This is a genomic window from Blastococcus sp. SYSU DS0669 (genome assembly GCF_054050895.1).
Genome location: NZ_JBJHAE010000002.1, coordinates 342,114 through 366,427, shown reverse-complemented (window position 1 = coordinate 366,427; position 24,314 = coordinate 342,114). Strand labels below are relative to the sequence as shown.

At 73.0% G+C, this 24,314-nt stretch carries 24 protein-coding genes and 1 other RNA gene; 17 read left to right on the top strand and 8 right to left on the bottom strand.

Features of this window, described 5'->3' with window-relative positions:
• Window positions 1-11: 11 nt before the first annotated feature.
• From ACI792_RS04290 to ACI792_RS04280, 3 genes are all read right to left on the bottom strand, one after another.
• Window positions 12-1,595, bottom strand: a complete 1,584-nt coding sequence (locus ACI792_RS04290) for a helicase HerA-like domain-containing protein (RefSeq protein ID WP_456601480.1) — start codon at window positions 1,593-1,595, stop codon at window positions 12-14.
• Between the two features lie 67 nt (window positions 1,596-1,662).
• Window positions 1,663-3,270, bottom strand: a complete 1,608-nt coding sequence (locus ACI792_RS04285; protein ID WP_456601479.1) for an esterase/lipase family protein — start codon at window positions 3,268-3,270, stop codon at window positions 1,663-1,665.
• Entirely contained in the window at window positions 3,267-3,503 is a 237-nt protein-coding gene (locus tag ACI792_RS04280; RefSeq protein ID WP_456601478.1) for a hypothetical protein, read from the bottom strand. Before ACI792_RS04280 ends, ACI792_RS04285 begins: the two co-directional genes overlap by 4 nt.
• A gap of 760 nt (window positions 3,504-4,263) precedes the next feature.
• Between ACI792_RS04280 and ACI792_RS04275 the strand changes: the two genes are divergently transcribed.
• Together ACI792_RS04275 and ACI792_RS04270 are read left to right on the top strand one after the other, a co-directional pair.
• Window positions 4,264-4,869 (top strand): DUF305 domain-containing protein, encoded by a 606-nt coding sequence (locus ACI792_RS04275; protein WP_456601477.1) that lies wholly within the window; start codon window positions 4,264-4,266, stop codon window positions 4,867-4,869.
• Window positions 4,870-5,035: 166 nt separating this feature from the next.
• The gene (locus ACI792_RS04270; RefSeq protein ID WP_456601476.1) at window positions 5,036-5,236 is read left to right on the top strand and encodes a hypothetical protein; all 201 of its coding nucleotides are present in this window, start codon (window positions 5,036-5,038) and stop codon (window positions 5,234-5,236) included.
• Window positions 5,237-5,327: 91 nt separating this feature from the next.
• Here ACI792_RS04270 and ACI792_RS04265 read toward each other — a convergent pair whose 3' ends face one another.
• Both ACI792_RS04265 and ACI792_RS04260 read right to left on the bottom strand, forming a co-directional pair.
• Window positions 5,328-6,839, bottom strand: a complete 1,512-nt coding sequence (locus tag ACI792_RS04265) for a tannase/feruloyl esterase family alpha/beta hydrolase (RefSeq protein WP_456601475.1) — start codon at window positions 6,837-6,839, stop codon at window positions 5,328-5,330.
• Window positions 6,840-7,180: 341 nt separating this feature from the next.
• On the bottom strand, window positions 7,181-7,417 hold the full coding sequence (locus tag ACI792_RS04260; protein WP_456580722.1) for a hypothetical protein: 237 nt from the start codon (window positions 7,415-7,417) through the stop codon (window positions 7,181-7,183).
• Between the two features lie 68 nt (window positions 7,418-7,485).
• Here ACI792_RS04260 and cutA point away from each other — a divergent pair, with 68 nt between their 5' ends.
• The 3 genes from cutA to ACI792_RS04245 all read left to right on the top strand — a co-directional run bounded on the left by cutA (window position 7,486) and on the right by ACI792_RS04245 (window position 10,840).
• On the top strand, window positions 7,486-7,812 hold the full coding sequence (gene cutA, locus ACI792_RS04255; RefSeq protein ID WP_456601474.1) for a divalent-cation tolerance protein CutA: 327 nt from the start codon (window positions 7,486-7,488) through the stop codon (window positions 7,810-7,812).
• 127 nt (window positions 7,813-7,939) lie between these two features.
• Entirely contained in the window at window positions 7,940-9,706 is a 1,767-nt protein-coding gene (locus ACI792_RS04250; RefSeq protein ID WP_456601473.1) for a putative bifunctional diguanylate cyclase/phosphodiesterase, read from the top strand.
• Window positions 9,707-9,817: 111 nt separating this feature from the next.
• Entirely contained in the window at window positions 9,818-10,840 is a 1,023-nt protein-coding gene (locus tag ACI792_RS04245; protein ID WP_456601472.1) for an esterase/lipase family protein, read from the top strand.
• 23 nt (window positions 10,841-10,863) lie between these two features.
• On the opposite strand, the gene ACI792_RS04240 is transcribed toward ACI792_RS04245, so the two are convergent.
• Window positions 10,864-11,154, bottom strand: a complete 291-nt coding sequence (locus ACI792_RS04240; RefSeq protein ID WP_456601471.1) for a DUF6343 family protein — start codon at window positions 11,152-11,154, stop codon at window positions 10,864-10,866.
• A 46-nt stretch (window positions 11,155-11,200) separates the two neighbouring features.
• On the opposite strand from ACI792_RS04240, the gene prfB reads away from it, so the two are divergent.
• From prfB to ACI792_RS04185, 11 genes are all read left to right on the top strand, one after another.
• Window positions 11,201-12,310, top strand: coding sequence for a peptide chain release factor 2 (prfB, locus tag ACI792_RS04235; RefSeq protein WP_456601470.1), 1,110 nt, complete (start codon window positions 11,201-11,203; stop codon window positions 12,308-12,310).
• A gap of 209 nt (window positions 12,311-12,519) precedes the next feature.
• The gene (gene ftsE, locus ACI792_RS04230) at window positions 12,520-13,200 is read left to right on the top strand and encodes a cell division ATP-binding protein FtsE (RefSeq protein WP_456601552.1); all 681 of its coding nucleotides are present in this window, start codon (window positions 12,520-12,522) and stop codon (window positions 13,198-13,200) included.
• Between the two features lie 57 nt (window positions 13,201-13,257).
• On the top strand, window positions 13,258-14,142 hold the full coding sequence (gene ftsX, locus ACI792_RS04225) for a permease-like cell division protein FtsX (RefSeq protein ID WP_456580716.1): 885 nt from the start codon (window positions 13,258-13,260) through the stop codon (window positions 14,140-14,142).
• A 137-nt stretch (window positions 14,143-14,279) separates the two neighbouring features.
• Window positions 14,280-14,756, top strand: coding sequence for an SsrA-binding protein SmpB (gene smpB / locus ACI792_RS04220; protein WP_091930005.1), 477 nt, complete (start codon window positions 14,280-14,282; stop codon window positions 14,754-14,756).
• A gap of 58 nt (window positions 14,757-14,814) precedes the next feature.
• The gene (locus ACI792_RS04215; protein ID WP_456601469.1) at window positions 14,815-15,735 is read left to right on the top strand and encodes an NADP-dependent oxidoreductase; all 921 of its coding nucleotides are present in this window, start codon (window positions 14,815-14,817) and stop codon (window positions 15,733-15,735) included.
• Window positions 15,735-16,628: an amidohydrolase family protein gene (locus tag ACI792_RS04210; protein ID WP_456601468.1), complete on the top strand. Its 894-nt coding sequence runs from the start codon at window positions 15,735-15,737 to the stop codon at window positions 16,626-16,628. Before ACI792_RS04215 ends, ACI792_RS04210 begins: the two co-directional genes overlap by 1 nt.
• Window positions 16,625-17,005, top strand: a complete 381-nt coding sequence (locus tag ACI792_RS04205; RefSeq protein ID WP_456601467.1) for a VOC family protein — start codon at window positions 16,625-16,627, stop codon at window positions 17,003-17,005. The genes ACI792_RS04210 and ACI792_RS04205 overlap by 4 nt, the downstream gene beginning before the upstream one ends.
• A gap of 45 nt (window positions 17,006-17,050) precedes the next feature.
• Window positions 17,051-18,049 (top strand): N-acetyltransferase family protein, encoded by a 999-nt coding sequence (locus tag ACI792_RS04200; RefSeq protein ID WP_456601466.1) that lies wholly within the window; start codon window positions 17,051-17,053, stop codon window positions 18,047-18,049.
• A 9-nt stretch (window positions 18,050-18,058) separates the two neighbouring features.
• A complete protein-coding gene (locus ACI792_RS04195) occupies window positions 18,059-18,937 on the top strand; it encodes an SCO6745 family protein (RefSeq protein WP_456601465.1) in 879 nt (292 codons plus the stop codon).
• 92 nt (window positions 18,938-19,029) lie between these two features.
• Entirely contained in the window at window positions 19,030-20,679 is a 1,650-nt protein-coding gene (locus tag ACI792_RS04190) for an SLC13 family permease (protein ID WP_456580710.1), read from the top strand.
• Between the two features lie 279 nt (window positions 20,680-20,958).
• Complete coding sequence (locus tag ACI792_RS04185; protein ID WP_456601464.1) at window positions 20,959-22,110, top strand: magnesium and cobalt transport protein CorA; 1,152 nt, start codon at window positions 20,959-20,961, stop codon at window positions 22,108-22,110.
• 16 nt (window positions 22,111-22,126) lie between these two features.
• Here the strand turns inward: ACI792_RS04185 and ACI792_RS04180 are convergent, their stop codons facing one another.
• Window positions 22,127-23,026, bottom strand: a complete 900-nt coding sequence (locus ACI792_RS04180; RefSeq protein WP_456601463.1) for an aminotransferase class IV — start codon at window positions 23,024-23,026, stop codon at window positions 22,127-22,129.
• A gap of 4 nt (window positions 23,027-23,030) precedes the next feature.
• Complete coding sequence (locus tag ACI792_RS04175; RefSeq protein WP_456601462.1) at window positions 23,031-23,768, bottom strand: sulfotransferase-like domain-containing protein; 738 nt, start codon at window positions 23,766-23,768, stop codon at window positions 23,031-23,033.
• A 106-nt stretch (window positions 23,769-23,874) separates the two neighbouring features.
• Between ACI792_RS04175 and ssrA the strand changes: the two genes are divergently transcribed.
• Window positions 23,875-24,252, top strand: a transfer-messenger RNA (tmRNA) gene (ssrA, locus tag ACI792_RS04170).
• The last annotated feature ends 62 nt before the right edge of the window (window positions 24,253-24,314 follow it).

Sequence of the window (24,314 nt, the reverse complement as noted above, 5' to 3'; positions counted from 1 at the left end):
CGTCTCCGGCGTCAGCGACGGCGACGCCGGGTGCCGAACAGCCCGCGGGTGAGCTCCCGGCCGAGCGCCGACGCCGCCGACCGGGCGAACGAGCGGAAGACCGGTGACTCGAGCACCCGGCTCAGGCCGCCTTCCTCCGGCTGGGGCTCCGGGGAGGCGCGCCGGCGAGGCGTCGGTGGCTCGGAGGCTTCTGGCGGCGCACCGGTCTCAGGGGGAGAGAGCCGGGCCGCCAGCCGTTCGTACGCGGAGTCGCGGTCGAGCGGCTGCCCGTACTTCTGCTGAAGCGGCGATCCCGCCACCGCCTGCGCCATCGCGGCCGGCTCGATCGGCGCCATGAGCGAGCGCGGTGCCCGCAGCATCGTCCACGCGACCGGGGTGGGCGTGCCCCGGTCGGACAGCACGGTCACCGCCGCTTCGCCGATGCCCAGCCCGGTGAGCAGCTCCTCGAGGTCGTAGTCCTTCGTCCGCGGGAAGGTGGAGACCGTCTTCCGCAGCGCCGTCGCGTCCTCGGGGGTGAAGGTCCGCAGCGCGTGCTGCACCCGGTTGCCGAGCTGACCGAGGACGGCGCTGGGTACGTCGGTCGGGTTCTGCGTGACGAAGAAGATCCCGACGCCCTTCGAGCGGATCAGCCGCACGGTCTGGGTCACCGACTCCAGGAACGCCTTGCTCGCGTTGCTGAACAGCAGGTGCGCCTCGTCGAAGAAGAACACCAGCTTGGGCTTGTCGAGGTCGCCGACCTCGGGCAGCTCCTCGAACAGCTCGGCGAGCAGCCACATGAGGAAGGTCGAGAACAGCGCCGGCCGGTCCTGGACGGCGGCCAGCTCGACCGCGGTGATGACGCCGCGGCCGTCGTCGGTGGTGCGCAGGACGTCGGTGGGCTCGAACTCGGGCTCGCCGAAGAAGACGTCGCCGCCGAGCTCGGCCAGCGCGATGAGCTTGCGCAGGATGACCCCCGCGGTGGCGGTGGAGAGCCCGCCGAGGTTCTTCAGCTCGGGCTTGCCCTCGTCGGACAGCAGCCACTGGACGACCGCACGGAGATCCTGGAGGTCGAGCAGCGGTAGCCCGGCGGCGTCGGCGTAGTGGTAGATCAGCCCGAGCGAGCTCTCCTGGGTGGCGTTCAGGTCGAGGACCTTCGACAGCAGCAGGGGGCCGAAGTCGGTGAGGGTGCAGCGCACCGGAACCCCCGTGCCGAGCCCGCCGAGCGCCAGGAACTCCACCGGGTAGGCCGTGGGCTGCCAGTCGTCGTCGGTGTGCGCCGCCCGCTGCGTGATGCGGTCACCGGAGACGCCCGGCTGGGCGAGCCCGCTGAGGTCGCCCTTGACGTCGGCGAGCACGACCGGCACCCCGGCGGCCGAGAGCTGCTCGGCGATCAGCTGCAGCGTCTTGGTCTTGCCGGTGCCCGTCGCGCCCGCGATGAGGCCGTGCCGGTTGAGCATTGCCAGCGGTACGCGCACGGCGGCTCCCGGGTGCGGAACCCCGTCGTGGACCACCGAGCCCAGCTCCACCGCCGGCCCCGTGGTGGCGAAGCCGGACGCGATCCGGCCGGCCGGGTCGTCGGAGGTCGCGGCGCCGGCTGCGGCGTTCTGGTCACTCACACCGCGGACCGTATCCGCAGGTGCTGCCGAGCGCGGGCGGAGAGCCGCTCCTTCGGCGGAGGCGGGATCAGACGGCGCGCCCGATCGCCCAGGCGACCCCGACGCCCACGGTCGCGGCCGCCGCCCGCGACCGCCCGCCCCGCGGACGCGCCCACCGGGCGAGCAGGACGGCGCCGCCCAGGGCCAGGGGAGCGGACAGCACCCCGGCCAGCCGGCCGACCAGGCCGAACCAGTACGGCGACGCCCCACCGGGGTCGGGTCCGCGGCGACCGTCCACCAGGAAGTCGGACACGTGCGGCAGGACGTCGGGCTGGAGCGCGGCACCGTGGTTGCCCCGGTAGGCGCCCGGTTGCTCGACCACGCGCGCCGGGCGGTCGTCGAAGCCGTCGACCCCGGCCGTCCCGACGTCGCGCATGCCCAGGCCGCGGAGGGCGGCGCACAGCCAGCCGACCGGCGTGTCGTGGGTCGCGCGGTCGTTGAGGACGAGGTCGGTCACCTGGCCGCGAGCGACGACCTCCGTCCACGGGTACTCCCGCGGCAGCACGGAACCTGCCAGGTAGATGCGGTCGAAGTAGAGCGCGGGCACCGCCTCGAGGGCGCGACCGAGCAGGTAGGTGCCGTTGCTGTGCCCGGCGAAGTGGCGGGGGCTGCCGTGGTGGACGACGTGCACCTGGCCGTACCACTCGAGGAAGCGGCGCAGGTTCCGCGACCGGCTGAAGGGCAGCGCGAAGTCGATAGCGCTGAAGTAGCCGTAGCTGGGCGCCCACACGACCGGGGGGCGGCTGCCCGGTTCTCCCGCCGGCCGGGAGAGCCGGCTGGTCAGCTCGCCGACCCAGGTCGCGTACCTGCTGGTCCGGATCCCGTGCAGCACGACGTACACGGGAGCGTCCGACGTGCCCTCGGCGCGCAGCAGCTCGGTGTCCAGGTGCCCGAGCAGCGCGTGGCGCAGGATGCCGTACCGCTCGGGGTCCCCGGTGACGTCCACCAGGCTGCTGTGGTCCGCGCCCGGGACGTCGATCCGCATCGCACCCGCCATGTACTCGATGTCGAGGCTGTCCTCCCGGGTGACGAGGTCGTCGCGGTCGCCGAGCACCTGCACCACGAGCACCGCCGGCGGTGCCGGGGTGCGGAAGGCGTTCACCCAGCGCAGCCGCAGCTCGGTGAGGTAGGGCGACCCCGACTGCAGGTCCTCGGCGGTCAGCCGGCCGACTGCGGCGGCCAGCGCGTACGGCCCCCGCATCACCAGCGGCAGCCGGCTGGTCCGGAAGCCGGCGTTCGGCGCGGCCAGGAGCACCATGCGCGCCACCTTCGACGTCCAGGGCTGGGCGGCCGATCCGCCTCCGGCGACCCCGGCGTCGAGCAGGAACGCGTGCCGGACCAGCAGACCGCCGAGGCTGTGGCCGACCAGCAGGATCCGGTCGACCGGCCGGCCGACACCGTTGTCGCCGGCCCAGGTGCGCACCTGCACGGCGAGCCGGTGCGCGGCGTCCTCCATCCGCTGGGAGCTCAGCGGCGTCAGCCCGTGCGGCCAGACGCGCACCTGCCACCCGGGACCGAGGTCCGCGCCCACCTGCCGGAGGAGCTCCGCCGACCGGCTGGCCGCGCCGAGCCCGGGGACGTAGACCAGCAGCCCGGTGGCGCCGTCGCTGCCGGGCGGGATGGTGTCGGTGCTCATGACGATTCCTCCTGCTGGTCGACGACGGGTGCGTGGCCGAGCTGGACCTCCGAGAACGCGCCGGTGAGGGAGAGGCGGGTGAGGAGGTAGGCATCGAGGAAGCCGACGACGGCGAAGAACAGCAGGGTGCTGCCGATCACGTGCTCGGCGTCGCTCAGCCCGAACGCGCCCGCGACGGCGTCGACGAGCCGGCCGAAGGCGCCCGGGGCCGGGGCAATCTGGATCAGGCCCACGCTCACCCTCCCCGCCGCCCGGGCGCGGCATCGGGACGGGGCGCCGCCGAGGGGAGCGGCGGCCGGGTGCCGGGACCGTCCGGGCCGAGGCGCAGAAGGTACGGGGCCTGAGACCTACGCGCGTGGCGCTCGGGGCCGGCCGCTGCCACGTGACCCCACTCCTCCGCGCGGCGGTACCCGCTGCGCACGTCACCTCCGTCCGGGGTGACCGGAGCACGAGCCCGGTCCTTTCAGGAGGGCCGCCGCCCTGTGCCGGATCCCCGGCCCTGGCGACGAGCAGCCGGTACCGCTGACGTAGGTCGCCTGCTCGGGAGTCGCGAAGCCGTCGGAGATGGTCTGCGCGTTCTGCCAAGTCGGTCGACACCCGGTAGACGACGTCGTCGCCGTCGTCGCCGTCGTCCCGCCGGAGCTCCTGCTCGTGTCGTCCGGGCAACCGTCGTCGGGCTGTCGATGCCGACGATCCCCGGCGCGCCCAGCCGCTCCTGACTCGCTCGTCCGGGAGCCGTGTGACAGTCCCGTGACATCTACCGGCGGTAGGACCGCAGCCCCGTTGCGTTGCCCCGCGAGCGTGTTTGTCCTCCGGATGCAGGGGGCAGGCGGTCGTCGCCCCGATCCAGGGTGCCGCCCTCCACCTCCCACACGGTCAGCGAACGGCGAGGCCGGGCCGCCGCCGCACCGGCCGGCTCGCGGGAGGCCACGGCGGCACCGCCGGCGCGGAACGGGTGACGCGCCGGCCGACGAGAGAGCGGAGACCTCAGCGATGGCTTCCACGCACGACGACGAGCAGCAGCAGGAACGCGAGCAGGGCGGCGGCAAGCTGTCGCACGAGACGAAGATGTACCTGCGCTTCGCGGCCATGATCCTGACGGCGATGGTCGTCATGTACTGGACCATGTTCGTCAGCTCCTGGGAGTGGAGTCACGTCCGCTTCAGCGAGAGCCGCGTCTTCATGGCGCTGACCATGGGCGGGACCATGGGGCTGGTCATGCTCGCGTGGATGCTCAACATGTACAAGAACGTGAAGGGCAACATCGCGATCGTCGTCGGCAGCCTGCTGCTGTTCGGCGGTGCGGTGTACCTGGACCGCAGCCAGGCCACCGTGGACGACCGCAACTGGATGAGCGCGATGATCCCGCACCACTCGCTGGCCATCACCCGCTCCGAGCGTGCGGACATCGACGACGTCCGCGTGTGCCAGCTCGCCGTCGACATCATCGTCGCCCAGAAGAAGGAGATCGCCGAGATGGAGTGGCTAATCGAGGACATCCGGGAGAACGGCGAGGCGGAGACGCTCGAGGAGGCCCGGGAGCGGCCGGTGCCGGAGTTCACGGCCGAGGCGCTGCGGGACTGCCCTCCGGCCGGCTGACGTCGTGAGAGGCCGGCCGCGGTAGAGCGGTAGAGCGGTCCGCCCTCGCGGACGGGGACTCTCGACCCTCGTGCCGGGGCCGTGGCGGGAGCAGTCTGGAACCGGGCCCGCAGAGGGCCCGTCCGGGCGCCGGCCGGCGCCCGTCGGTCCTGCACAGGGAGCCGTCATGAGCGTCCACGCCCACACCCCCGGCCTCGTCGAACCGCCCACCGCGCAGGAGGCGGAGGCCCCGCACCCGGCGGTGAAGCTGGCAGCGGAGGACCACGCCTGGCTGCTGGGCCTCGGCGTCCTCGCCGCGGTCGTCCTGGTCTTCGTCGCCATGGTCGTGCTGACGGCGCTCGCCGGCGGGAGCGGCTACGTGCGGTGAGCCACCGCGCTGAGCCGGGGGCGCGCGGGAGAGGACGGGGAAACCGCCGCACGGCCACGGGGGCATGCCGTGCGGCGGTCGTCCTCCCCGGTCAGCCGACGACGTACTCCGGCACCACGCGGGTGCTCACCACGTCGCCGTCGGCGAGCTTGCTGGCGGTCACCTGGTCCGGCGCCTCGCCGTGCTCGACCCACCGCTCGATCGCGGTGAGCCAGTCCACCGTGTCCTCACCGGGGCCGCCGGCGCAGTGGTAGACGCCGGGCAGCAGGAACAGCCGCATCCAGTCCTCGGTGGCCGCCCGCCCACCGTTGGCCGCGACGGCGTCCCGCACGTAGCCGATCGTGCCCTCGGGCGTGATCAGCGGGTCCGCCCAGCCGTGCCACACCAGCAGCTTCCCGCCGGCGCGCTCGAAGCGGTGCATGCGCACCTCGTCGGCGTTGTAGATCTTCGCCATCGACCGCAGCTTGGGGGCGTCCCGCGTGGGGTCGAAGTCGAACAGCGAGTAGTCCGGACCGGGGTCCCGCGGGAAGGCCAGGTACCGCAGCACCGACTCGGCGAAGGCGCCACCGCCGGAGAGCGCCGTGTCGGTGCCGATGGACCAGCCCGGCCAGCCCGCCTCGGACCCGACCACGAGGCCGCCCGGGTAGAGCTGGCGGCCGCGGTCGTCCACCGGCGGGGCGTAGAAGGCGCGCACGACGTCGACCTGCGCGGAGGTCAGGCAGGTCGGCTGGTCGACGTCGTCCGGGCACTGCAGCGTCCCCGGGTCGAAGTCGCAGCCCTCCGGGTCGGCGATCACGCCGTCGACGACGCCATCCAGGGCGTCGCACCGGGCCAGCGCCGCGGCGGCGACCACCGGTGCCTTGGTGCCGGGCAGGATCACCGTGCCGTCGGGGTTGCGGTTCACGGTCTCCAGGTGTCCCTGGGAGAGCGGGGCCAGGTAGTTCTGGTAGAGCGCCGGGGCACCGGCGACGATGCCGTCGAAGTCCTCCGGGTATCGCTGCGCCTCCGACAGGGCCTGCCGCCCGCCGGTGGAGCAGCCCTGGAAGTACGAGTAGGCCGGCCGCTGGCCGTAGAACTGCTCGACGTACTGCTTGGCGGCCATCGCCACCACGTGCGGTGAGCGGTGGCCCCAGTCGATCTCCGCCCGCCTGTTGTCCAACGCCCAGGACCCGTCGCTCTGGCCCTGGTGGCCGCTGTCCTCCGCGGCGACCGCGTACCCGCGCGACAGCGCGTCCCCGCAGGCGTCGATGGGGATGAATCCGCAGAAGCCGCCGCACCCGGTCTGGAAGTACTTCTGGTTCCAGCCGGTGGTGGGGAACTGCATCCGGAAGCGGATGTCGCCGATGGCGCCGGTGATGTCGCAGTGCTCGGGGGTCCCGGCGGTGCCGGGGACGACGGCGGCCGTGTCGACGACCGCGCGGCCACCGTCCACCCGGACCGCGCTGCCGACCAGTGCGGCGCACCGCTCGGTGCCCGACGCGCCCGGAGCCGGTCCACCGGGGGGTGCAGCCGACGCCGGTACGGCGAGCGCCACGAGGATGACGAGGGCGAGGAGCACGGCACCCGCCCGTCCTCTCCCGGTGGTGTGCGGAGCCTTCGTCATTCGGGCCTCCCAGAATGCGGGCGCATCCTGTTCCGCTGATCGGAACAATGGTCGCCCGGTATGACGGGCATTCAAGGAGGCGGCCTATTGCATCGCAAGTCCAAGGGTCCACAGAATGCGTCGACGCGCCGAGAAATCCACACAGGCGCCGCCATTGTTCCGATGACCGGAACGAAGCGCAGCCGATCCGGTCCGGGACCGGTGGCCCGCGGGGGGACGTCGAGCGCCGGCTGCAGGAGCCGGCCGACCGGGTCGACGACGTCCGCGACCACCGCCCCGCGAGCGGCGGCAGCGGCGCGGCGGTGGTCGCGGAGGGCTGACCGACCCGGTCGGCCCGGGGGTCAGGCGCCCCGCTCGACCTCGGCCTGCACCACGCCGCGCACCGCGCGCAGCAGCGACTCGTCGGAGGTGTCCCCGTTCGAGAGGGCGGCGCGCGCCTGGTCGTCGAGCAGGCTCCCGTCCACCGACTCGAGCCAGGTGACCTCGCCGCCGACGCGGCGCCCGACCCGCAGGCCCTCGCCCTCCGGGCTCACCACGTACTCGTCCCCGTCCAGCTGCATCGTCATCTCGTCGCTCATGCCCGCCTCCCTACCCGCGCCGCCCCCGGTTCCACGCAGGAAGGGCGCCGCGCGGGCAGGATCCGGCCATGGACGAGGAGTGCTGCGAGGTCGTGATCACCGCCGCGGACGCCGACTGGCTGGCCGGCTTCACCCGCACGCTGGTCGAGGAGCGGCTGGCCGCCTGCGGGCACCACACCGCCCCCATCCGTTCGGTGTACCGCTGGCAGGGCGTGGTGCACGACGAGCCGGAGGCGCGGGTGGCGCTGCACACCCGCCGCGCCCTGGTGCCCCGGATCGTGGCCCGCACCCGCGAGCTGCACCCCTACGACGTGCCGTGCGTCATCGCCCTCCCGCTGGTCGGCGGCAACCCCGACTACCTGCGCTGGATCGACGAGGAGACGCGGCAACCCTGACCGGGCCGGTTGTCCGGGCCATCCTGTGGGGGTACGGGACCGCCGTCGGCTCATGGCACCCGCCGCTCCTGCCGATGCAGACGGTGCGCCGTACCGGACGGCGCACAGCGACCCGGCGGAGGGGGATGTGGCGAGAGCACCTGGCGAGCGCGAGCTGCCCCTCGACGTGCGCCGCAGCACGGGCTCGTCCGGTCGGGACGCCGCGCTCGTGGAGGCGGTGCTCGACGCCCTGGCCTCACCGACCGTGCTGCTCGACCCCGCCGGCCGGGTCGTGCTGGCGAACTCCGCGTGGACGGCGGCGGGGCGGGAGCGCCGGGCGCCGATCCTGCCGGGTGCGGACTACCACGACCTGGCCCTGCAGCTCTGCGACGACGACGCCGCCCGCCGCCTGGTGCGCGAGCTCCGCGAGCTGGCCGACGGCGAGCGCGCCGAGGTGTCGGTCGACCGCTCGGTGCCCGACCCCACCGGCGCCGGCACGAGCTGGTTCCACGTGCAGGCCTCCCGCGTCGACCAGGCGGGCCACGTCGTCGTCACCCACGTCGACATCACCGCGCGTGTGCTGGCCGAGCGCGCCTCCTCCTGGCAGGCCCGCCACGACGCCCTGACCGAGCTGCCCAACCGCACGCACCTGCACGAGCTCATCGACGCCGAGCTGCGCCGCCCCGGCCGCCCCGCCGTCGCCGTGCTGTTCCTCGACGTCGACGGCTTCAAGGACGTCAACGACTCCCTGGGCCACGACGTGGGGGACGAGCTGCTGCGCCAGCTGGCGGGACGGCTGCTCGCCGTCACCCGCGGGCAGGACACCGTGGGCCGGCTCGGCGGTGACGAGTTCGTCGTCCTGTCCCGGGACTGCGAGGCCGACGGCGCCGAGCTGCTGGCGCAACGCTGCCAGGCCACCTTCGAGCAGCCGTTCGACCTGGGCGGCCGCACGCACCGGCTCAGCGCCAGCATCGGCATCGCCGCCGTCCCCGCCGGCTCGCCCGCCGAGGTGCGCTCGACGGACCTGGTCCGGGACGCCGACCTCGCCATGTACGCGGCCAAGGCCGCCGGGCGCAACCGGGTGCGGGTGTTCAGCCCCGACCTGCGCGACAGCGTGCAGCGCAAGGTGCAGCTCGCCGCCGAGCTGCGGGACGCGATCAGCGACGGCCAGCTCCTGCTGCACTACCAGCCGGTGGTGGAGGTGGCGACGGGGCGGATCACCGGTGCCGAGGCGCTCGTGCGCTGGCAGCACCCCGAGCGCGGCTGCATCGGGCCGTGCGACTTCGTGCCGGTGGCCGAGCAGCACGACCTGGTCATCCCGCTCACCCGCTGGGTGCTCGGGGAGGCGTGCCGGCAGACCGCGGCGTGGCGCGACGCGGGCGTCTCCGTCGTCACCGCGGTCAACGTCAGCGCCGCGCACCTGGTGAACGGCACGCTCGTCGACGACGTCCTGACCGGGGTGCAGGGCGCCGGCCTGGCCCCCCGCCAGCTGGTCGTGGAGCTCACCGAGAGCAGCGCCGCCGAGGACCCGGCCCGGGCGGCGCAGCAGTTCCGGCGACTGCGCGAGCTCGGCGTGGAGTCCGCGATCGACGACTTCGGCAGCGGCTACTCCTCGCTGAGCCAGCTCGTGTCCATCCCCACCGGGCTGCTGAAGATCGACCGCAGCCTGGTGACCGGCGGCGACGGGCCCGGCAGCCACGCCACCGCCGCCATCGCCGCGGTGGTCGGGCTCGCGGAGGCCTGCGGGATGCGCAGCCTCGCCGAAGGCGTGGAGACGGCCGCGCAGCTGCAGCGCGTCGTCGACCTGGGGTGCTGGTACGCCCAGGGCTTCCACCTCGGCCGGCCCATGCCGGCCGACGAGTTCCTCCGGTGGGCGCGGGCCAACGGCGGGCGGCTGGACCTCTCCGGCCGCTGAGGCGTTCCCCCGCCCGGACTCCGGTGACGCCGGCCACAACCCTCCGGGCGCTCGCTCGTTGTGGTCGGCGAACGGGGCGAGGACGCGCCCCCTGCCCCGAGGAGACACCCGATGCCGAGGTCCCGGCTGCTGACCGCACTGACCGCTGCGCTGGCCACCGCCCTGCTGGGCGGCGGCGTGGCCGCGGCGGCGCCGTCGACGGGGGAGTACGCCCCGCTCGACCAGCGCGGCCCCGCGCTGTCGGTGGCGAAGGCCGACCTCGAGGCGAGCCTCACCTGCAACGGACCGCTGCGCGACCTGCGGCAGGACCCGATCCTGCTCGTGCCCGGCACCACGATGGACCCGTACGCCGGGTTCGACTGGAACTACATGCGGGCCTTCGACCAGCGCGGCTGGCGCTGGTGCGCGGTCACCCTGCCGCACGACGCCACCGGCGACATCCAGGTGGCCGGCGAGCACCTGGTGCACGCCATCCGCACCGTGAGCCGGGAGGCCCGGCGCGACGTCGACGTCGTGGGCTGGAGCCAGGGCGGGATGGTGCCCCGCTGGGCGCTGCGCTTCTGGCCCGACACCCGCGCCCTCGTCGACGACCTCGTGGGCCTCTCGCCGTCCAACCACGGCACGGTGCTCGCCGACACCTCGTGCAGCACCGGGCCCTGCACGCCGGCGAACCACCAGCAGGCCTCGCAGTCGGAGTTCCTCGAGGCGCTCAACAGCGGGGCGGAGACCTTCGACGGGGTCGACTACACCGTCGCCTACACCGCCGCCGACGAGATCGTCGTCCCCAACACCCCGCCGGTGGCCAGCTCCGCGCTGCGCACCGGCGCCGGCCGGATCGCCAACATCGCGACCCAGGAGGTCTGCCCGGCCAATGCCGCGGACCACTTCGCGATCGGCAGCTACGACCCGGTCGGCTACGCGATCGTGGTCGACGCGCTCACCCACGACGGACCGGCGGTGCGCGGGCGCATCCCGCTGACCACCTGCGCCCAGGTGTTCCAGCCGGGGGTCGACCCGGCGACCTTCACCGCCGACTACGCGGCCTTCGTCGGCTACGCGCTCGACGACGAGGGGAACGCCCCCGAGGTCGACGACGAGCCGCCGCTCGCGCCCTACGTGTACGCCCGCCGCTGACCCCGCAGCGCCGGCCGGTCACCTCAGCCGGGTTCGCCCCGTGCCTTGCGGCGCACGATGATCACCAGGTCGACGGCCGCGATCACGGCGAGCACGAGCAGGACGACGCCGGGCCAGGACGGGAGGTCCTCGACGGCGAGCCAGCCCAGCCCCGCCAACAGGCAGAAGACCAGGCCGAAGCCGGCGAGGAACAGCCGCAGGGTGAGCGCGGAGCGGGCCGGGCGCGCCCCGCCGATGCCGGCCGTGGGGTCGTGGTGGTCGGGCAGGCCGCGCGCGTAGTCCTCCCGCGAGCGGGGCCGGTCGGGTTCGCTCATGGCACGCCTGCCTACCCGGGGCGGGGGCGCACTACCCTGGGTCGACGTGGCCGCTGACTTCTCCGTCGTCCTGGACGAACTCGACACGACCCTGAAGTCGATCGAGGCCGTCCTCGACGTCGACCGACTCCGCCGGGAGGTCGCCGAGCTGGAGCTCCAGGCGGCCGCCCCCGACCTCTGGGACGACGTCGAGGCCGCGCAGGCGCTGACCTCCAAGCTCTCCTACATGCAGGGCGACGTGCGCCGGGTCGAGGAGCTGCGGAGCCGGCTCGAGGACGTCGGGCTGCTGCACGAGATGGCCGCCGAGGAGAACGACGAGGCCACGACCGCCGAGGCCGAGCGGGAGCTGGAGAGCCTGCGCAAGGCGATCGACGAGCTCGAGGTGCGCACCCTGCTCTCCGGCGAGTACGACTCCCGCGAGGCGCTGGTGACGATCCGGTCCGAGGCCGGCGGCGTCGACGCGGCCGACTTTGCCGAGATGCTCATGCGCATGTACCTGCGCTGGGCCGAGCGCCACAAGTACCCCACCGAGGTCCTTGACATCAGCTACGCGGAGGAGGCCGGCATCAAGTCGGCCACCTTCTCGGTCAAGGTGCCCTACGCCTACGGCACCCTCTCGGTCGAGCAGGGCACCCACCGGCTGGTGCGCATCTCCCCCTTCGACAACCAGGGCCGCCGGCAGACCTCGTTCGCCGGCGTCGAGGTGCTGCCCGTCGTCGAGCAGACCGACCACGTGGAGATCCCGGAGAACGAGATCCGGGTCGACGTCTTCCGCTCCTCGGGGCCCGGCGGGCAGAGCGTGAACACCACCGACTCCGCCGTCCGGATGACCCACATCCCGACCGGCATCGTGGTGTCCTGCCAGAACGAGAAGAGCCAGATCCAGAACCGCGCCGCGGCGCTGCGCGTGCTCCAGGCCCGCCTGCTCGTCGTCCGCCAGCAGGAGCAGAAGGCGGAGATGGACGCGCTCAAGGGGGAGGGGAGCAGCTGGGGCAACCAGATGCGCTCCTACGTGCTGCACCCCTACCAGATGGTCAAGGACCTGCGGACCGAGCAGGAGACCGGCAACACGACCGCGGTGCTCGACGGCGACATCGACGCGTTCATCGAGGCCGGCATCCGGTGGCGCCGCCAGCAGGAGACGGCCGCCGCCTAGCGGCTCCGGGTGCCGTTCCGGCCCGTCGCGGCGGATGCCAGGGAACTCACAGTCGGGCGCCGGCGGAGCCGGATGCGACTGTCCGTCACCGGGTGACCTGGCCGTTGCCGCCGCCCTGGTGACGCAGGGCGAGAACGAGTCCGGTGCGTTCCGTGGCGATCGGGCCGCAGAGGCCCCCGGGACTAGTACCGTGGCGCCTCGTGATCGAAATGCAACACGTCACCAAGCTGTACCCGGCGAGCGGCCGGCCCGCCCTCGACGACGTCTCCACGGAGATCGACAAGGGCGAGTTCGTCTTCCTCATCGGGTCCTCGGGTTCGGGCAAGTCGACCTTCCTGCGGCTGCTGCTCAAGGAGGAGGACCCGACGTCGGGCACGATCACGGTGAACGGCCAGACGCTGAACACGCTCAGCAAGTGGAAGGTGCCCAAGCTGCGCCGGACCATGGGCTGCGTCTTCCAGGACTTCCGCCTGCTGCGCAACCGCACGGTGGCCCAGAACGTCGCCTTCGCCCTCGAGGTGATCAACAAGCCGCACCGGACCATCAAGCGGGTGGTCCCCGAGGTGCTGGAGATGGTCGGGCTCGAGGGGAAGGCCAACCGGCTCCCCGGCGAGCTCTCCGGTGGTGAGCAGCAGCGGGTCGCGATCGCCCGCGCGTTCGTCAACCGGCCGCTGGTCCTCCTGGCCGACGAGCCGACCGGCAACCTCGACCCGGAGACGAGCGAGGGCATCATGCTGCTGCTCGAGCGGATCAACCGGACCGGCACCACGGTGCTCATGGCGACGCACGACTACCACATCGTCGACTCCATGCGGCGCCGCGTCATCGAGCTCAACGGGGGAGCCCTCACCCGCGACCAGTCGCGCGGTGTCTACGGCGTGGGCCGCTAGCAGCGCCCGCCGCACCGCCGCCGATCGCGTCTCAACGCACTCCACGACAGGGAATCCATGCGCGTCAACTTCGTGCTCTCCGAGGTGGCCACCGGGCTTCGTCGCAACCTGACCATGACGGTCGCGATGATCCTGACGACGGCCATCTCGCTCGGCCTCATGGGCACCGGCCTGCTCATCGCCGGGATGATCTCCGAGATGAAGGAGATCTACTACGACAAGGTGCAGGTCTCCATCTTCCTCGCCGACGACGTCACCGACGAGCAGCGGCAGGCGATCCAGACCGAGCTGGAGTCCTCCGACGAGGTGGCGAGCTTCCTCTACGAGTCGCGGGAGGAGGCGTACGCGCGCTTCCAGCAGCAGTTCAGCCAGCAGCCCGAGCTGGTCGCGAACACCCCGCCGGACGCGCTGCCGGAGAGCTTCCGCGTCGAGCTGGTCAACCCCGAGCGCTACGAGGTCATCGCCGCGCAGTTCCCCAACGGGGCGGACGGCGTCGACCAGGTGCGCGACGAGGGCGAGTTCCTCGACCGCCTGTTCAGCCTGCTCAACGGCGCGCGCAACGCGACGATCGCCGTCGCGGTGGTGCAGGCGCTCGCGGCCCTGCTGCTGATCTCCAACACCATCCAGCTGGCGGCGTTCAACCGGCGCAACGAGACCAACATCATGCGGCTGGTCGGCGCCTCCCGCTGGTACACCCAGCTGCCGTTCATCCTCGAGGCCGCGATCGCCGGTCTCATCGGTGGCCTCCTCGCCGCGGGCGGCCTGATCCTCACCAAGGTCCTCTTCATCGACCGCACCCTCTCCGGCCCGATCCGGGCGGGGATCATCCCGCAGGTCGAGTGGGACGCGATCATCACCAACAGCGTGATCGTCTCCGGGGTGGGCGTCGCCCTGGCCGGCATCGCCGCCTACGTGACGCTGCGGTTGTACGTAAGGTTGTAGGGAGGAAAGGCGAGGCGCCCCGCGGGGCGGGTCGAGGAGCGGGGGCCGGAGGCCTCCGCGAGGAGGCCCGGGACGCGCTCGTCGCACAGGGGTACGGCACCTGGCCGCGGTGTCGTCCGGAGGACGACGGAGGAGCATTGCCGCGGGAGCAGGGGCGCAAGTTCATCGCCCAGAACAAGAAGGCGCGGCACGACTACTCGATCCTCGACACCTACGAGGTGGGCCTGGTGCTCACCGGCACCGAGGTGAAGAGCCTGCGGGCCGGCCGTGCCTCGCTCGTCGACGGGTTCGCCTCGATCGACGACGGCGAGGTGTGGCTGCAGCACGTGCACATCCCCGAGTACACGCAGGGCACCTGGACCAACCACGCCCCGCGCCGCAAGCGCAAGGTGCTGATGCACCGCGAGGAGATCGACAAGCTGATGGGCAAGACCCGCGAGGGCGGCCTGACGCTGGTGCCGCTGGACCTGTACTTCAAGGACGGCAAGGTCAAGGCGACCCTCGCCCTGGCCAAGGGCAAGAAGTCCTACGACAAGCGGCACGACCTCGCCGAGCGCGACTCGCGCCGGGAGATCCAGAAGGCGTTCGGCCGCTACGTGAAGGGCCGTCGCTGAGCCACGCCGGAGCGGCGTCCCGGCACGGGCTGACGGCGGCGCGCATACGGTGATGCCCATGAGAGGCATCGCCTACGACCGGTTCGGCGGGATCGACGTGCTGGAGCTGCGGGACGACCTGCCCGAGCCTCCCGTCGGCCCCGACACCGTGCTGGTGCGCACCCGCGCCGCCGGGGTCAACCCGGTCGACATCGGCATCCGCGAGGGCAACCTGGCGGGTTTCTTCCCGCACCACTTCCCGATCGTGCCGGGCTGGGACCTCGCCGGGGTGGTGGAGGCCGTCGGCCCCGCCGTCGTCGACTTCGCCCCCGGCGACGAGGTGTTCGGCTACCTGCGCCGGGACGACGTCCAGTGGGGCACGGCGGCCGAGCTCGTGCCGGCCCCCCAGCGCTGCGTGGCGCACAAGCCGGAGTCGCTGTCGTTCACCGAGGCCGGGGGCGTGCCGCTGGCCGGGCTCACCGCCTACCAGGCGCTCACCGAGGCGCTCTCCGTCGGCGAGGGCGACCGCGTGCTCGTCCACCGCGCCGCGGGTGGCGTCGGGTTCTTCGCCGTCCAGATCGCCGTCGCCCTCGGCGCGCACGTCATCGGCACCGCGAGCGCGCGCAACCACGGCTTCCTCACCGAGGCCGGCTGCGCCGAGGTGCTCGACTACTCCGCCGGCCCGATCAGCGGGCAGCTCTCCGAGCCCGTCGACGCGGTCCTGGACCTCAACGGCGGCGACACGCTCTCCGACGCACCGAAGCAGGTCCGCGACGTCTCCCGCATCGCCAGCGTCGTCGACCCCTCGGTCAACGGGATGGGCGGCCGCTACGTCTTCGTGCGCCCCGAGCGGCACGACCTCGAGGAGCTCGCGCGGATGGCCGACGCCGGCCAGCTGCGGGTCGCCGTCGCCAAGGCGTTCCCGCTGGCGCAGACCGCGCAGGCGCACGAGCTCGTCGCCGGCGGGCACGTGCGCGGCAAGGTCGTCGTCACCCTCTGATGGCGATCCGGCCACCGGTCGACGACGGCGACGTCCCGCGGTACTGGCGCGAGCTGGGCCTGCCCGGGCTGGTCGACGTGCACGTGCACGTGCTGCCCGAGCGGGTGCAGGCCAAGGTCTGGCAGTACTTCGAGGCGGCCGGCACCCACTACGGGGCGGAGTGGCCGGTGGCCTACCGGCTGCCCGAGGAGGAGCGGCTCGCCGTCCTGGAGCGGCTGGGGGTCCGCGCCTTCCCGACGCTGCCCTACCCGCACAAGCCCGGCATGGCCGCCTGGCTCAACGACTGGTCGGCCGGGTTCGCCGCGGGCCGCCCGCAGGTGCTCCAGTCGGCGACCTTCTTCCCCGAGCCGGGCGTCGCGGGCTACGTCGCCGAGGCGCTGGACCGGGGTGCTCGGGTGTTCAAGGTGCACGTGCAGGTCGGCGCCTTCGATCCGCGCGACCGGCTGCTCGGCGAGGTCTGGGCGCGGCTCGAGGAGACCGGCACACCGGTGGTCATCCACTGCGGCTCCGGGCCGCTGGCCGGCGAGCACACCGGGCCGGAGCCGATGGAAGGGCTGCTCGAGCGCTTCCCGCGGCTGCAGCTGGTGATCGCGCACCTGGGCATGCCCGAGTACCGGGAGTTCCTCGACCTCGCCGAGCGGTACGAGCGGGTGCACCTGGACACCACGATGTTCGCCACCGACTTCACCGAGCGGCTGATGCCCTTCGACCGGGCGGACCTGCCGCGGCTGGCGGCGCTGCGCGACAAGGTCCTCCTCGGCAGCGACTTCCCGTCCATCCCCTACCCCTACGCCCACCAGCTCGCTGCGCTGCACCGGCTGGGGTTGGGGGACGAGTGGCTCCGCGCGGTCCTGTGGCGCAACGGCGCCCGGCTGTTCACGATCGGGGCGTGACCCCGAGCGCCCGGCTGACCGCGACCGTCCTCGGCACCCCGGACCCCCAGGGGCTGGCCCGCTTCTACCAGCGGCTGCTGGGCTGGCCGCTCCGCGACGACGACCCGCAGTGGAGCACGCTGCGCCCCGAGGACGGCGGCCCCGGGCTCTCCTTCCAGCTGGAGGAGGACCACGTGCCGCCGGTGTGGCCGCCGGTGCCGGGCACGCAGCAGATGCAGCTGCACCTCGATCTGCAGGTCGACGACCTCGACGCGGCCTCGGCGGTCGCGGAGGAGGCCGGTGCCCGCCGGGTCGGCGGGCACGCCGACGACCGGGAGGACGTCCGCGTCTTCACCGACCCGGCCGGCCACCCGTTCTGCCTGTTCGTGCGGCTGTAGAAAACCGCTGGCCCCGCGCCGGGCGGCTGCCTACCCTCGGCTCCCGTGCCCGCACTCCCCGCCGCCCCCGACGGCCTGACCGTCCGCCCGCTGAGCGCCGACGACGCGCCGGCGGTCGCCGAGCTCCTGGTCGCCGCCGAGGCCCTCGACGACACCGGGGAGTTCCCCGACGCCGACGACGTCGCCGAGGAGTGGACCGGCTGGGGCGTCGACCCAGGGCGCGACGGGGTCGCCGTCATCGGTGCCGACGGGGCGCTCGCCGCCTACGCGGTGGTCTCCGCCAGCCCCACCTTCCGCGAGTCCTACCGGATCAACCTCGACGGCCGGGTGCACCCCGACCGGCGCGGCCAGGGCATCGGGACGGCGCTGCTGGACTGGGAGCTCGCCCGGGGCACGGAGGTGCACGCCGAGCGGCACCCGGAAGCCCCGGCGCACCTGGTCGTCAACGTCACGGGGACCCAGCCGCGCCTGGAGCGGTTGGTGGAGCAGCGCGGGCTGACGGCGGAGCGCTGGTACCGCACGATGGAGCGTCGGCTCGCCGACCTTCCCGAGACCCGCGGGGTCTCCGGCGTCGAGTTCGTCCCGTTCACCCGGGACCGCGACGACGAGGTGCGTCGCGCGCACAACGCGGCGTTCACCGAGCACCACGGATCCAGCGAGCGCGACGCCGAGTCGTGGCAGCGGCTGTTCACCGGCAGTCGCGCCTTCCGGCCCGACCTCTCGGTGCTGGCGGTCGCCGACGGCGCCGTCGCCGGCTACGTCCTGGCCTACGTGTACGAGGCCGACACCCGGGCCCGCGGGTACCGGGAGGTGGTGCTCGGCCAGATCGGCGTGCTCCCCGGCGCCCGGGGGCGCGGCCTGGCCTCGGCCATGATCGGCGGCAGCCTGCGCGCGGCCGCGTCGCGGGACTGCGCGGTGGCCGCCCTCGACGTCGACAGCGACAACGTCACCGGCGCGCTCCGGCTCTACGAGAGCCTCGGCTTCACCACGGTGCGGACCCGCGTGGCGTGGTCCCGCTCACTGCCGCCGGTGGCCGCTGGCTAGGGTGCGCCCATGGTCAGCGCCGATCGAGCCGAGCCCGTCTTCGACCCCGCCCTCGTCGGCCGCGCCCACCGCGCGATCGACCCGCTGCACTCGCACCTGTACTTCGCGCCCGAGCAGGACGAGTACCTCGCTGCCCTCGGGCTGCGGCCGGGGCGGATGGTGTACTTCGCCGGCCGGTCGGCCGCCATGGGCGCCGTCGGCGCCGGCGTCGTGACGGCGACCTTCTACAACTTCGCGCCGTCGCTGGTGGCGCACATGATCCCGCGCGCCTGGACGCTCGCCACGCCCGAGCAGGTGGTCGCCGCCCGCCTGAAGGCCGCGCGGGCGTCGCTGACCCGGCTGCTCGGCGAGGAGATCACCGGGTCGCCGGAGGTCGTCGAGCTCGCCGGGCTGCTGCGCGAGGCGAGCGAGGGGCTGAGCGCCGAGGGCCGGCCGCTCTACGCAGGGCACGCCGACCTCCCGTGGCCCGAGGAGCCGCTGCTGGCGCTGTGGCACGGCACGACCCTGCTGCGCGAGCACCGCGGTGACGGGCACGTCGCCGTCCTGGTGCACGCCGGGCTGACCGGGCTGGAGGCGCTGATCACCCACTGCGCCACCGGCCGGGGCTTCACCGTCCCGGCGGCCAAGGCGACCCGCGGGTGGAGCGACGAGCAGTGGGACGCCGCGTGCGCGGCGCTGGCCGAGCGCGGCCTGCTCGACGACGCCGGGCTGACCGAGGAGGGCGAGGAGCTGCGGGCCCGGATCGAGGTGCAGACCGACGCGCTCGCCGCGGACCCGTGGCTGCAGCTGGGGGCGGAGAAGACCGCCCGTGTGGTCGAGCTGGGCAAGGGGATGTCCCGCGTCCTGACCGCCAACGGCGCGTTCGGCCAGGGGGTCTTCGGCCGCTGATCCGGCCCCGGCAGGCGCCGCGAGCGGGCGACTGGTGGGCCGTGGGGAGTGCTCCTAAGGTCGTGGCCGGGTCCAGCCCCGAGGGAGGCGCCATGACCGCGACCGAGCGCGAGCAGGGTGGCGTCCAGGCCGCCGCGCACGGCGGGCCCGGGTGGCAGCGGACCGACGTGGACGCTGCGTTCCGCGGCAGCGCGACGTACCGCAGCCTGGGCGAGCAGCAGCTCAGCCCGGCCGAGGAGCGGTTCGAGAAGGGCCGCCGCACCGTCGGCCTCTTCCTCGCGCCGCTGGTCACCCTCGTCTTCGCGCTGGTGCCGATCGACCTGCCCCGCGACCAGCACCTGCTGGCCGCGATCCTGCTCGGCGTCATCGTCCTGTGGATCACCGAACCGGTCCCGATCCCGATCGGCGGCCTCATCGGCGTCGGCGCGATCGCGGTGCTCGGTGTGGTGCCGGCCGACGACGCGCTGGCGCCGTTCGGGTCGACGACGGTCTTCACCTTCATCGGCGCGTTCATCCTCGCCGCGGCCATGCTCAAGCACGGGGTCGCGCGGCGGTTCGCGATGTTCATCCTGTCGCTGACGTGGGTCGGCGCCTCCACCGCGCGCGTCATCATCGCCTTCGGGTTCATCACCGCGGTGCTCTCGGCGTTCGTGTCCAACACCGCGACCGTCGCCATGCTGCTGCCCACCGCCATCGGCATCCTGTCGGTCATCGCCAAGCTGCTGCAGGACAAGGAGCTGGTGAAGCCCGACTTCGACCCGCTGCGCCTGCGGGTCGGCGTCGCGCTGATGCTGATGCTGGCCTACGGCGCCGGTGTCGGCGGCCTGCTCACCCCCGTCGGCAGCCCGCCGAACCTGATCGGCCGCGGCCTCATCGAGGAGGCGACCGGCGAGCGCATCGGCTTCCTCGACTGGATGCTCATGGCGCTGCCGATCTGCGCGCTGATGTTCGTCGCGCTCGTCATCGTGCTGCTGCTGGTCAACAAGCCGGAGATCAAGCGGATCGAGGGCGTGCACGAGTACGTGCAGAAGGAGCGGGGCGAGCTCGGCCCCTTCTCCGGTGCCGAGCGGAACACGCTCATCGCCTTCGGCGTCACCGTGGCGCTGTGGATCTTCCCCGGCGTCATCGCGCTGACCGCCGGGACCGAGTCCGACCTGTACGCGACGATCAGCGACCGCCTGGACGAGGGGATCGTCGCCGTCCTCGGGGCCTCGCTGCTGTTCCTGCTGCCCACGGACTGGAAGCGCCGGGAGTTCACGCTCAACTGGAGCGACGCCGCCACCATCGACTGGGGCACGATCCTGCTGTTCGGCACCGGCATCATCTTCGGCTCGCTCCTGGCGAGCACCGGGCTGGCCGAGACGATCGGCCAGGCCTCCGCCGACGGCCTGGGCCTCACCAGCACGATCGCGATCACCGTCTTCGCGGTGATCCTGGCGATCATCATCAGCGAGACGACCTCGAACACGGCATCGGCCGCCGTCGTGGTGCCGATCATCATCCCGGTGGCCGTGGCCGCGGGCATCAACCCGTTCGTGCCGGCGCTGGCGGCGACCTTCGCGGCGTCGTTCGGGTTCATGCTCCCGGTGTCGACGCCGCAGAACGCGATCGTCTACGGCTCCGGCGTCGTGCCGATCACCAAGATGATCCGGTCCGGCATCTCCTTCGACGTCCTGGGCGCGATCCTCATCGTGCTGCTGCTCCCGCTGCTGGTCGACCTCGTCCTGGGTGCGGTGGGCTGACGCCACGGGCTCACCCGTGTGGGCGATCGCACGTCCGGCGATCGGCGCCGGACGTGGGACGATGGTCGACGGCCGAGAACGCGCGGGCGAGGGCAGCCCGGACCGGGAGGGGGGACGTTGTGCGCAGCGAACCTCCCAGTACCGATCCCGAGTAGAAGGACCACCCTTCCCCCCACGCCTCGCAGGCTCGCCGCGGGCCCCTGAAGGGTGGCCGTTCAGCGCCTCGCCGCTTGCGCGAGCACCTGTCGCCCTCGCCGTCCCTCGCCCCGGGAGCCCGTCATGACCGAGCGCCGACTTGCGCCGCTGACCGCCCTGACCACGCTGACCCGCCGTCCCGCCCGACCCGGACCGGCGCAGCCACCGAGTGGCGCCACGGCGTCCGCGGTGCTCTCCGACGCCCCGGCCGTGCCGTCGCGGATCGTGGACAACGCCGTGTACTCCGAGGGGCGCCGCGTGGCGACGCCGGACTCTCCTGCCGACAGCCGGGAGGAGCTCCTCCACGGGGAGGGGCGCCTGGCCTGGCTCGGGCTCTACCGGCCGGGCCCGGGCGAGCTGGGGACCCTCGCGGAGCTGTTCGACCTGCCGGAGCTGGCCGTCGAGGACGCGATCAAGGCCCACCAGCGGCCGAAGTTCGAGCGGTACGGCAGCACGGTCTTCGTCGTCCTCAAGGCCGCGCGGTACCTGGACGCCGCCGAGGAGGTCGAGTTCGGGGAGCTGCACCTGTTCCTCGGGCGGGACTTCGCGATCACCGTGCGGCACAGCGAGTCGCCTGACCTGTCGCGGGTCCGGCGCCGGCTGGAGAGCGACCCGGAGCTGCTGGCCAAGGGCAGCGAGTCGGTGCTGTACGCGACCCTGGACGCCGTCGTCGACGGGTACCGGCCGGTGGTCGACGGGCTGGCCAACGACATCGACGAGATCGAGACGCAGGTGTTCGGCGGGGACCCCGGCGTCTCCCGGCGCATCTACGAGCTCTCCCAGGAGGTGCTGGAGTTCCAGCGGGCGGCCCAGCCGCTGAGCGGCATCATCGCCGCGCTCACCGCGGGGTTCGACAAGTACGGCGTCGACGAGGAGCTGCGCAGCTACCTGCGCGACGTCGCCGACCACGTCATCCAGGTCAACGAGCGCGTGGAGGGCTTCCGGCTGCAGCTGCGCGACATCCTCACCGTGAACGCGACCCTGGTGGCGCAGCGGCAGAACGACGAGATCCGCGAGCTCACCGAGGCCTCGATCGCGCAGGGCGAGGAGGTCAAGAAGATCTCGGCCTGGGCCGCCATCCTGTTCGCGCCCACGCTGGTCGGCACGGTCTACGGCATGAACTTCGACCACATGCCCGAACTCGACGAGGTGTGGGGCTACCCGTTCGCGCTGCTGCTCATGGTCGGCGTCAGCCTGACGCTCTACCTGGTCTTCAAGCGCCGCGACTGGATCTGAGGACCCCGATGCTCCGTCAGGTCACCAGGGTGCCGCTGCTGGCGGTCAGCTCCCCGTAGGCGGCCGACAGCTGCCGCGTCAGGGCGCCCGGCTCACCGGTGCCGATGCGCCGGCCGTCGACGGCGAGGACGGGCGTGAGCTCGCCCATCGTGCCGGTGACGAACACCTCGTCGGCCGCGTAGAGCTGGGTCGTCGAGAAGTCGCCGACCTCGGTGGGGACGGCAGCCTCGGCGGCCAGCCGCAGCACGGTGGCGCGGGTGATGCCCTCGGGGCACGCGCCGGTCGTCGGGGTGCGGAGGACACCGTCGGCCGCGAAGAAGACGTGCGTCGCGTTGGTCTCGGCGACGAAGCCCCGGGCGTCCAGCATCAGCGCGTCGTCGGCGCCGGCGACGTTGGCCTCGATCTTGGCGAGGATCGAGGTGAGCAGGTTGTTGTGGTGGATCTTCGGGTCGAGCACGTCGGGGGTGGGCCGGCGGACGCTCGACGTGATCAGCGTGATCCCGCCGGTGTCGTAGACCGGCGGCTTGTGCTCGGCGAGCACGATGAGCGTCGGGCCGCTCCGGTTGAGCCGCGGGTCCATGCCGCTGGTCACCTTGACGCCGCGGGTCAGGGTGAGCCGGATGTGCACGCCGTCGGTCATGCCGTTGGCGGCCAGCGTGGCGCGGATCTGCTCGACGATCGCCGCGTCGTCCGGGATGTCGGTGAAGGCCAGCGCCTGCGCCGAGCGGCGGAGCCGGGCCAGGTGCTCCTCGAGCGCGAAGATGCGGCCGCGGTAGAGCCGCAACCCCTCCCACACCGCGTCCCCGCCCTGCACGACGGAGTCGAACGGGCTGACGCCGGCCTCGTCGCGGTGGGCCAGCCGGCCGTTCACGTTGACCACCAGGTCGCGGTTGCGCTCGTCGAACTGCTGCAGCACGGGGTCAGCTCCTCAGCCGGTTCTCGGCCAGCTCGTCGTAGTAGGGGAGGCACTCGGCGGCGAGACCGGCCAGCGACCCGGGCAGCTCGACGGGGGAGTCGCGGTACGGGCCGAAGCCGGTGGACGCCTCGACGCTCGCGTACCAGTGCGGCGCCCACACCCCGTCGCTGTCCCGCGGGCCGGGGGGCCAGGAGAGCATCCGCTCGTCGAACGGGACCTCCAGCGCCGAGCAGAGGGCGGTGAGCACGCCGCGCGGGTCGCGCAGCAGGTCGTCGGAGTCCACGACCGGTCCGCCGAAGCGCCGGTGCAGCGCGACCTGCTGGGCGAGGCCGAGGTCGGCCAGCGTGGGGCGCTCGCGCACCCGGGCGTAGGAGGCCAGCAGCCGGCGCGGGTCGCGGATCAGGAAGGCGTGCCGCAGCCCGGCGAAGGCGTCGAGGTCGACCTCGGGGAGCACGTGGTGGGTCATGTGCTTCTGGTAGGAGATCGTGGCGCCGTCGGGCAGGTCGCCCTCGGTCAGCGTGCGGACGACGGTGCGCCAGTCGGTCGGCTGGCTGGCGACCACCTCGTCGCGGCCCGGGTGGTCCAGGCCGGTCGCAGCGAGGTAGTAGGCGTACAGCGGCTCGTCGACGACGACGGTGTCGGGACGGTTCTCCCAGGCGCGCATCGTCGCCGTCGACAGGGTGCGGGGCCCCGACCACATCGCGATGCGCACCGGCGTCGTCGTCCGGCCGGCCCCTGTCATGCCCGCATCGTGCCGGACCCCGAGCCCGGGGGCACCCGGCGCGGCCGGCGTCCCGCCGGGAACATCCGGCTGGACAGGGCCGTTACCATGACTGCACAACTACACAGGGGGTGAATGGTCTCGACTTCGGTCGGGTGTCCAGGGGAAGCGAGCCGAGGAAGCCGACGATGAGCTCGTTAACCATGCGTCGGAAAAAACACAAGCGCCGACTCTGATCGCGCTGAGCACTACGCCCTCGCTGCCTGACAGCGGGTCGTAGTCTCTGTCAGCCCGGGTTCGTCATCGGCCCGGATCCTGGCATCAGCTAGATGACTCACCGTGCGTGCCGGTCGCGGGTGCGCGCGGGACATCTCACAGCGACTGGGCCCGTCACACCGACTTGTCCGTGTGATCGGTGGGGCCGAGAGAGGCATAGCGGACTGCGCTCGGAGAAGCCCTGGTCATGCGTCGAAGGACGCGGGTTCGATTCCCGCCACCTCCACCACGAGGTCTTCGCAGATTGTGCGGAGACTCTTCGTAGATTGACGAACCGCCCCGGACCTCCAG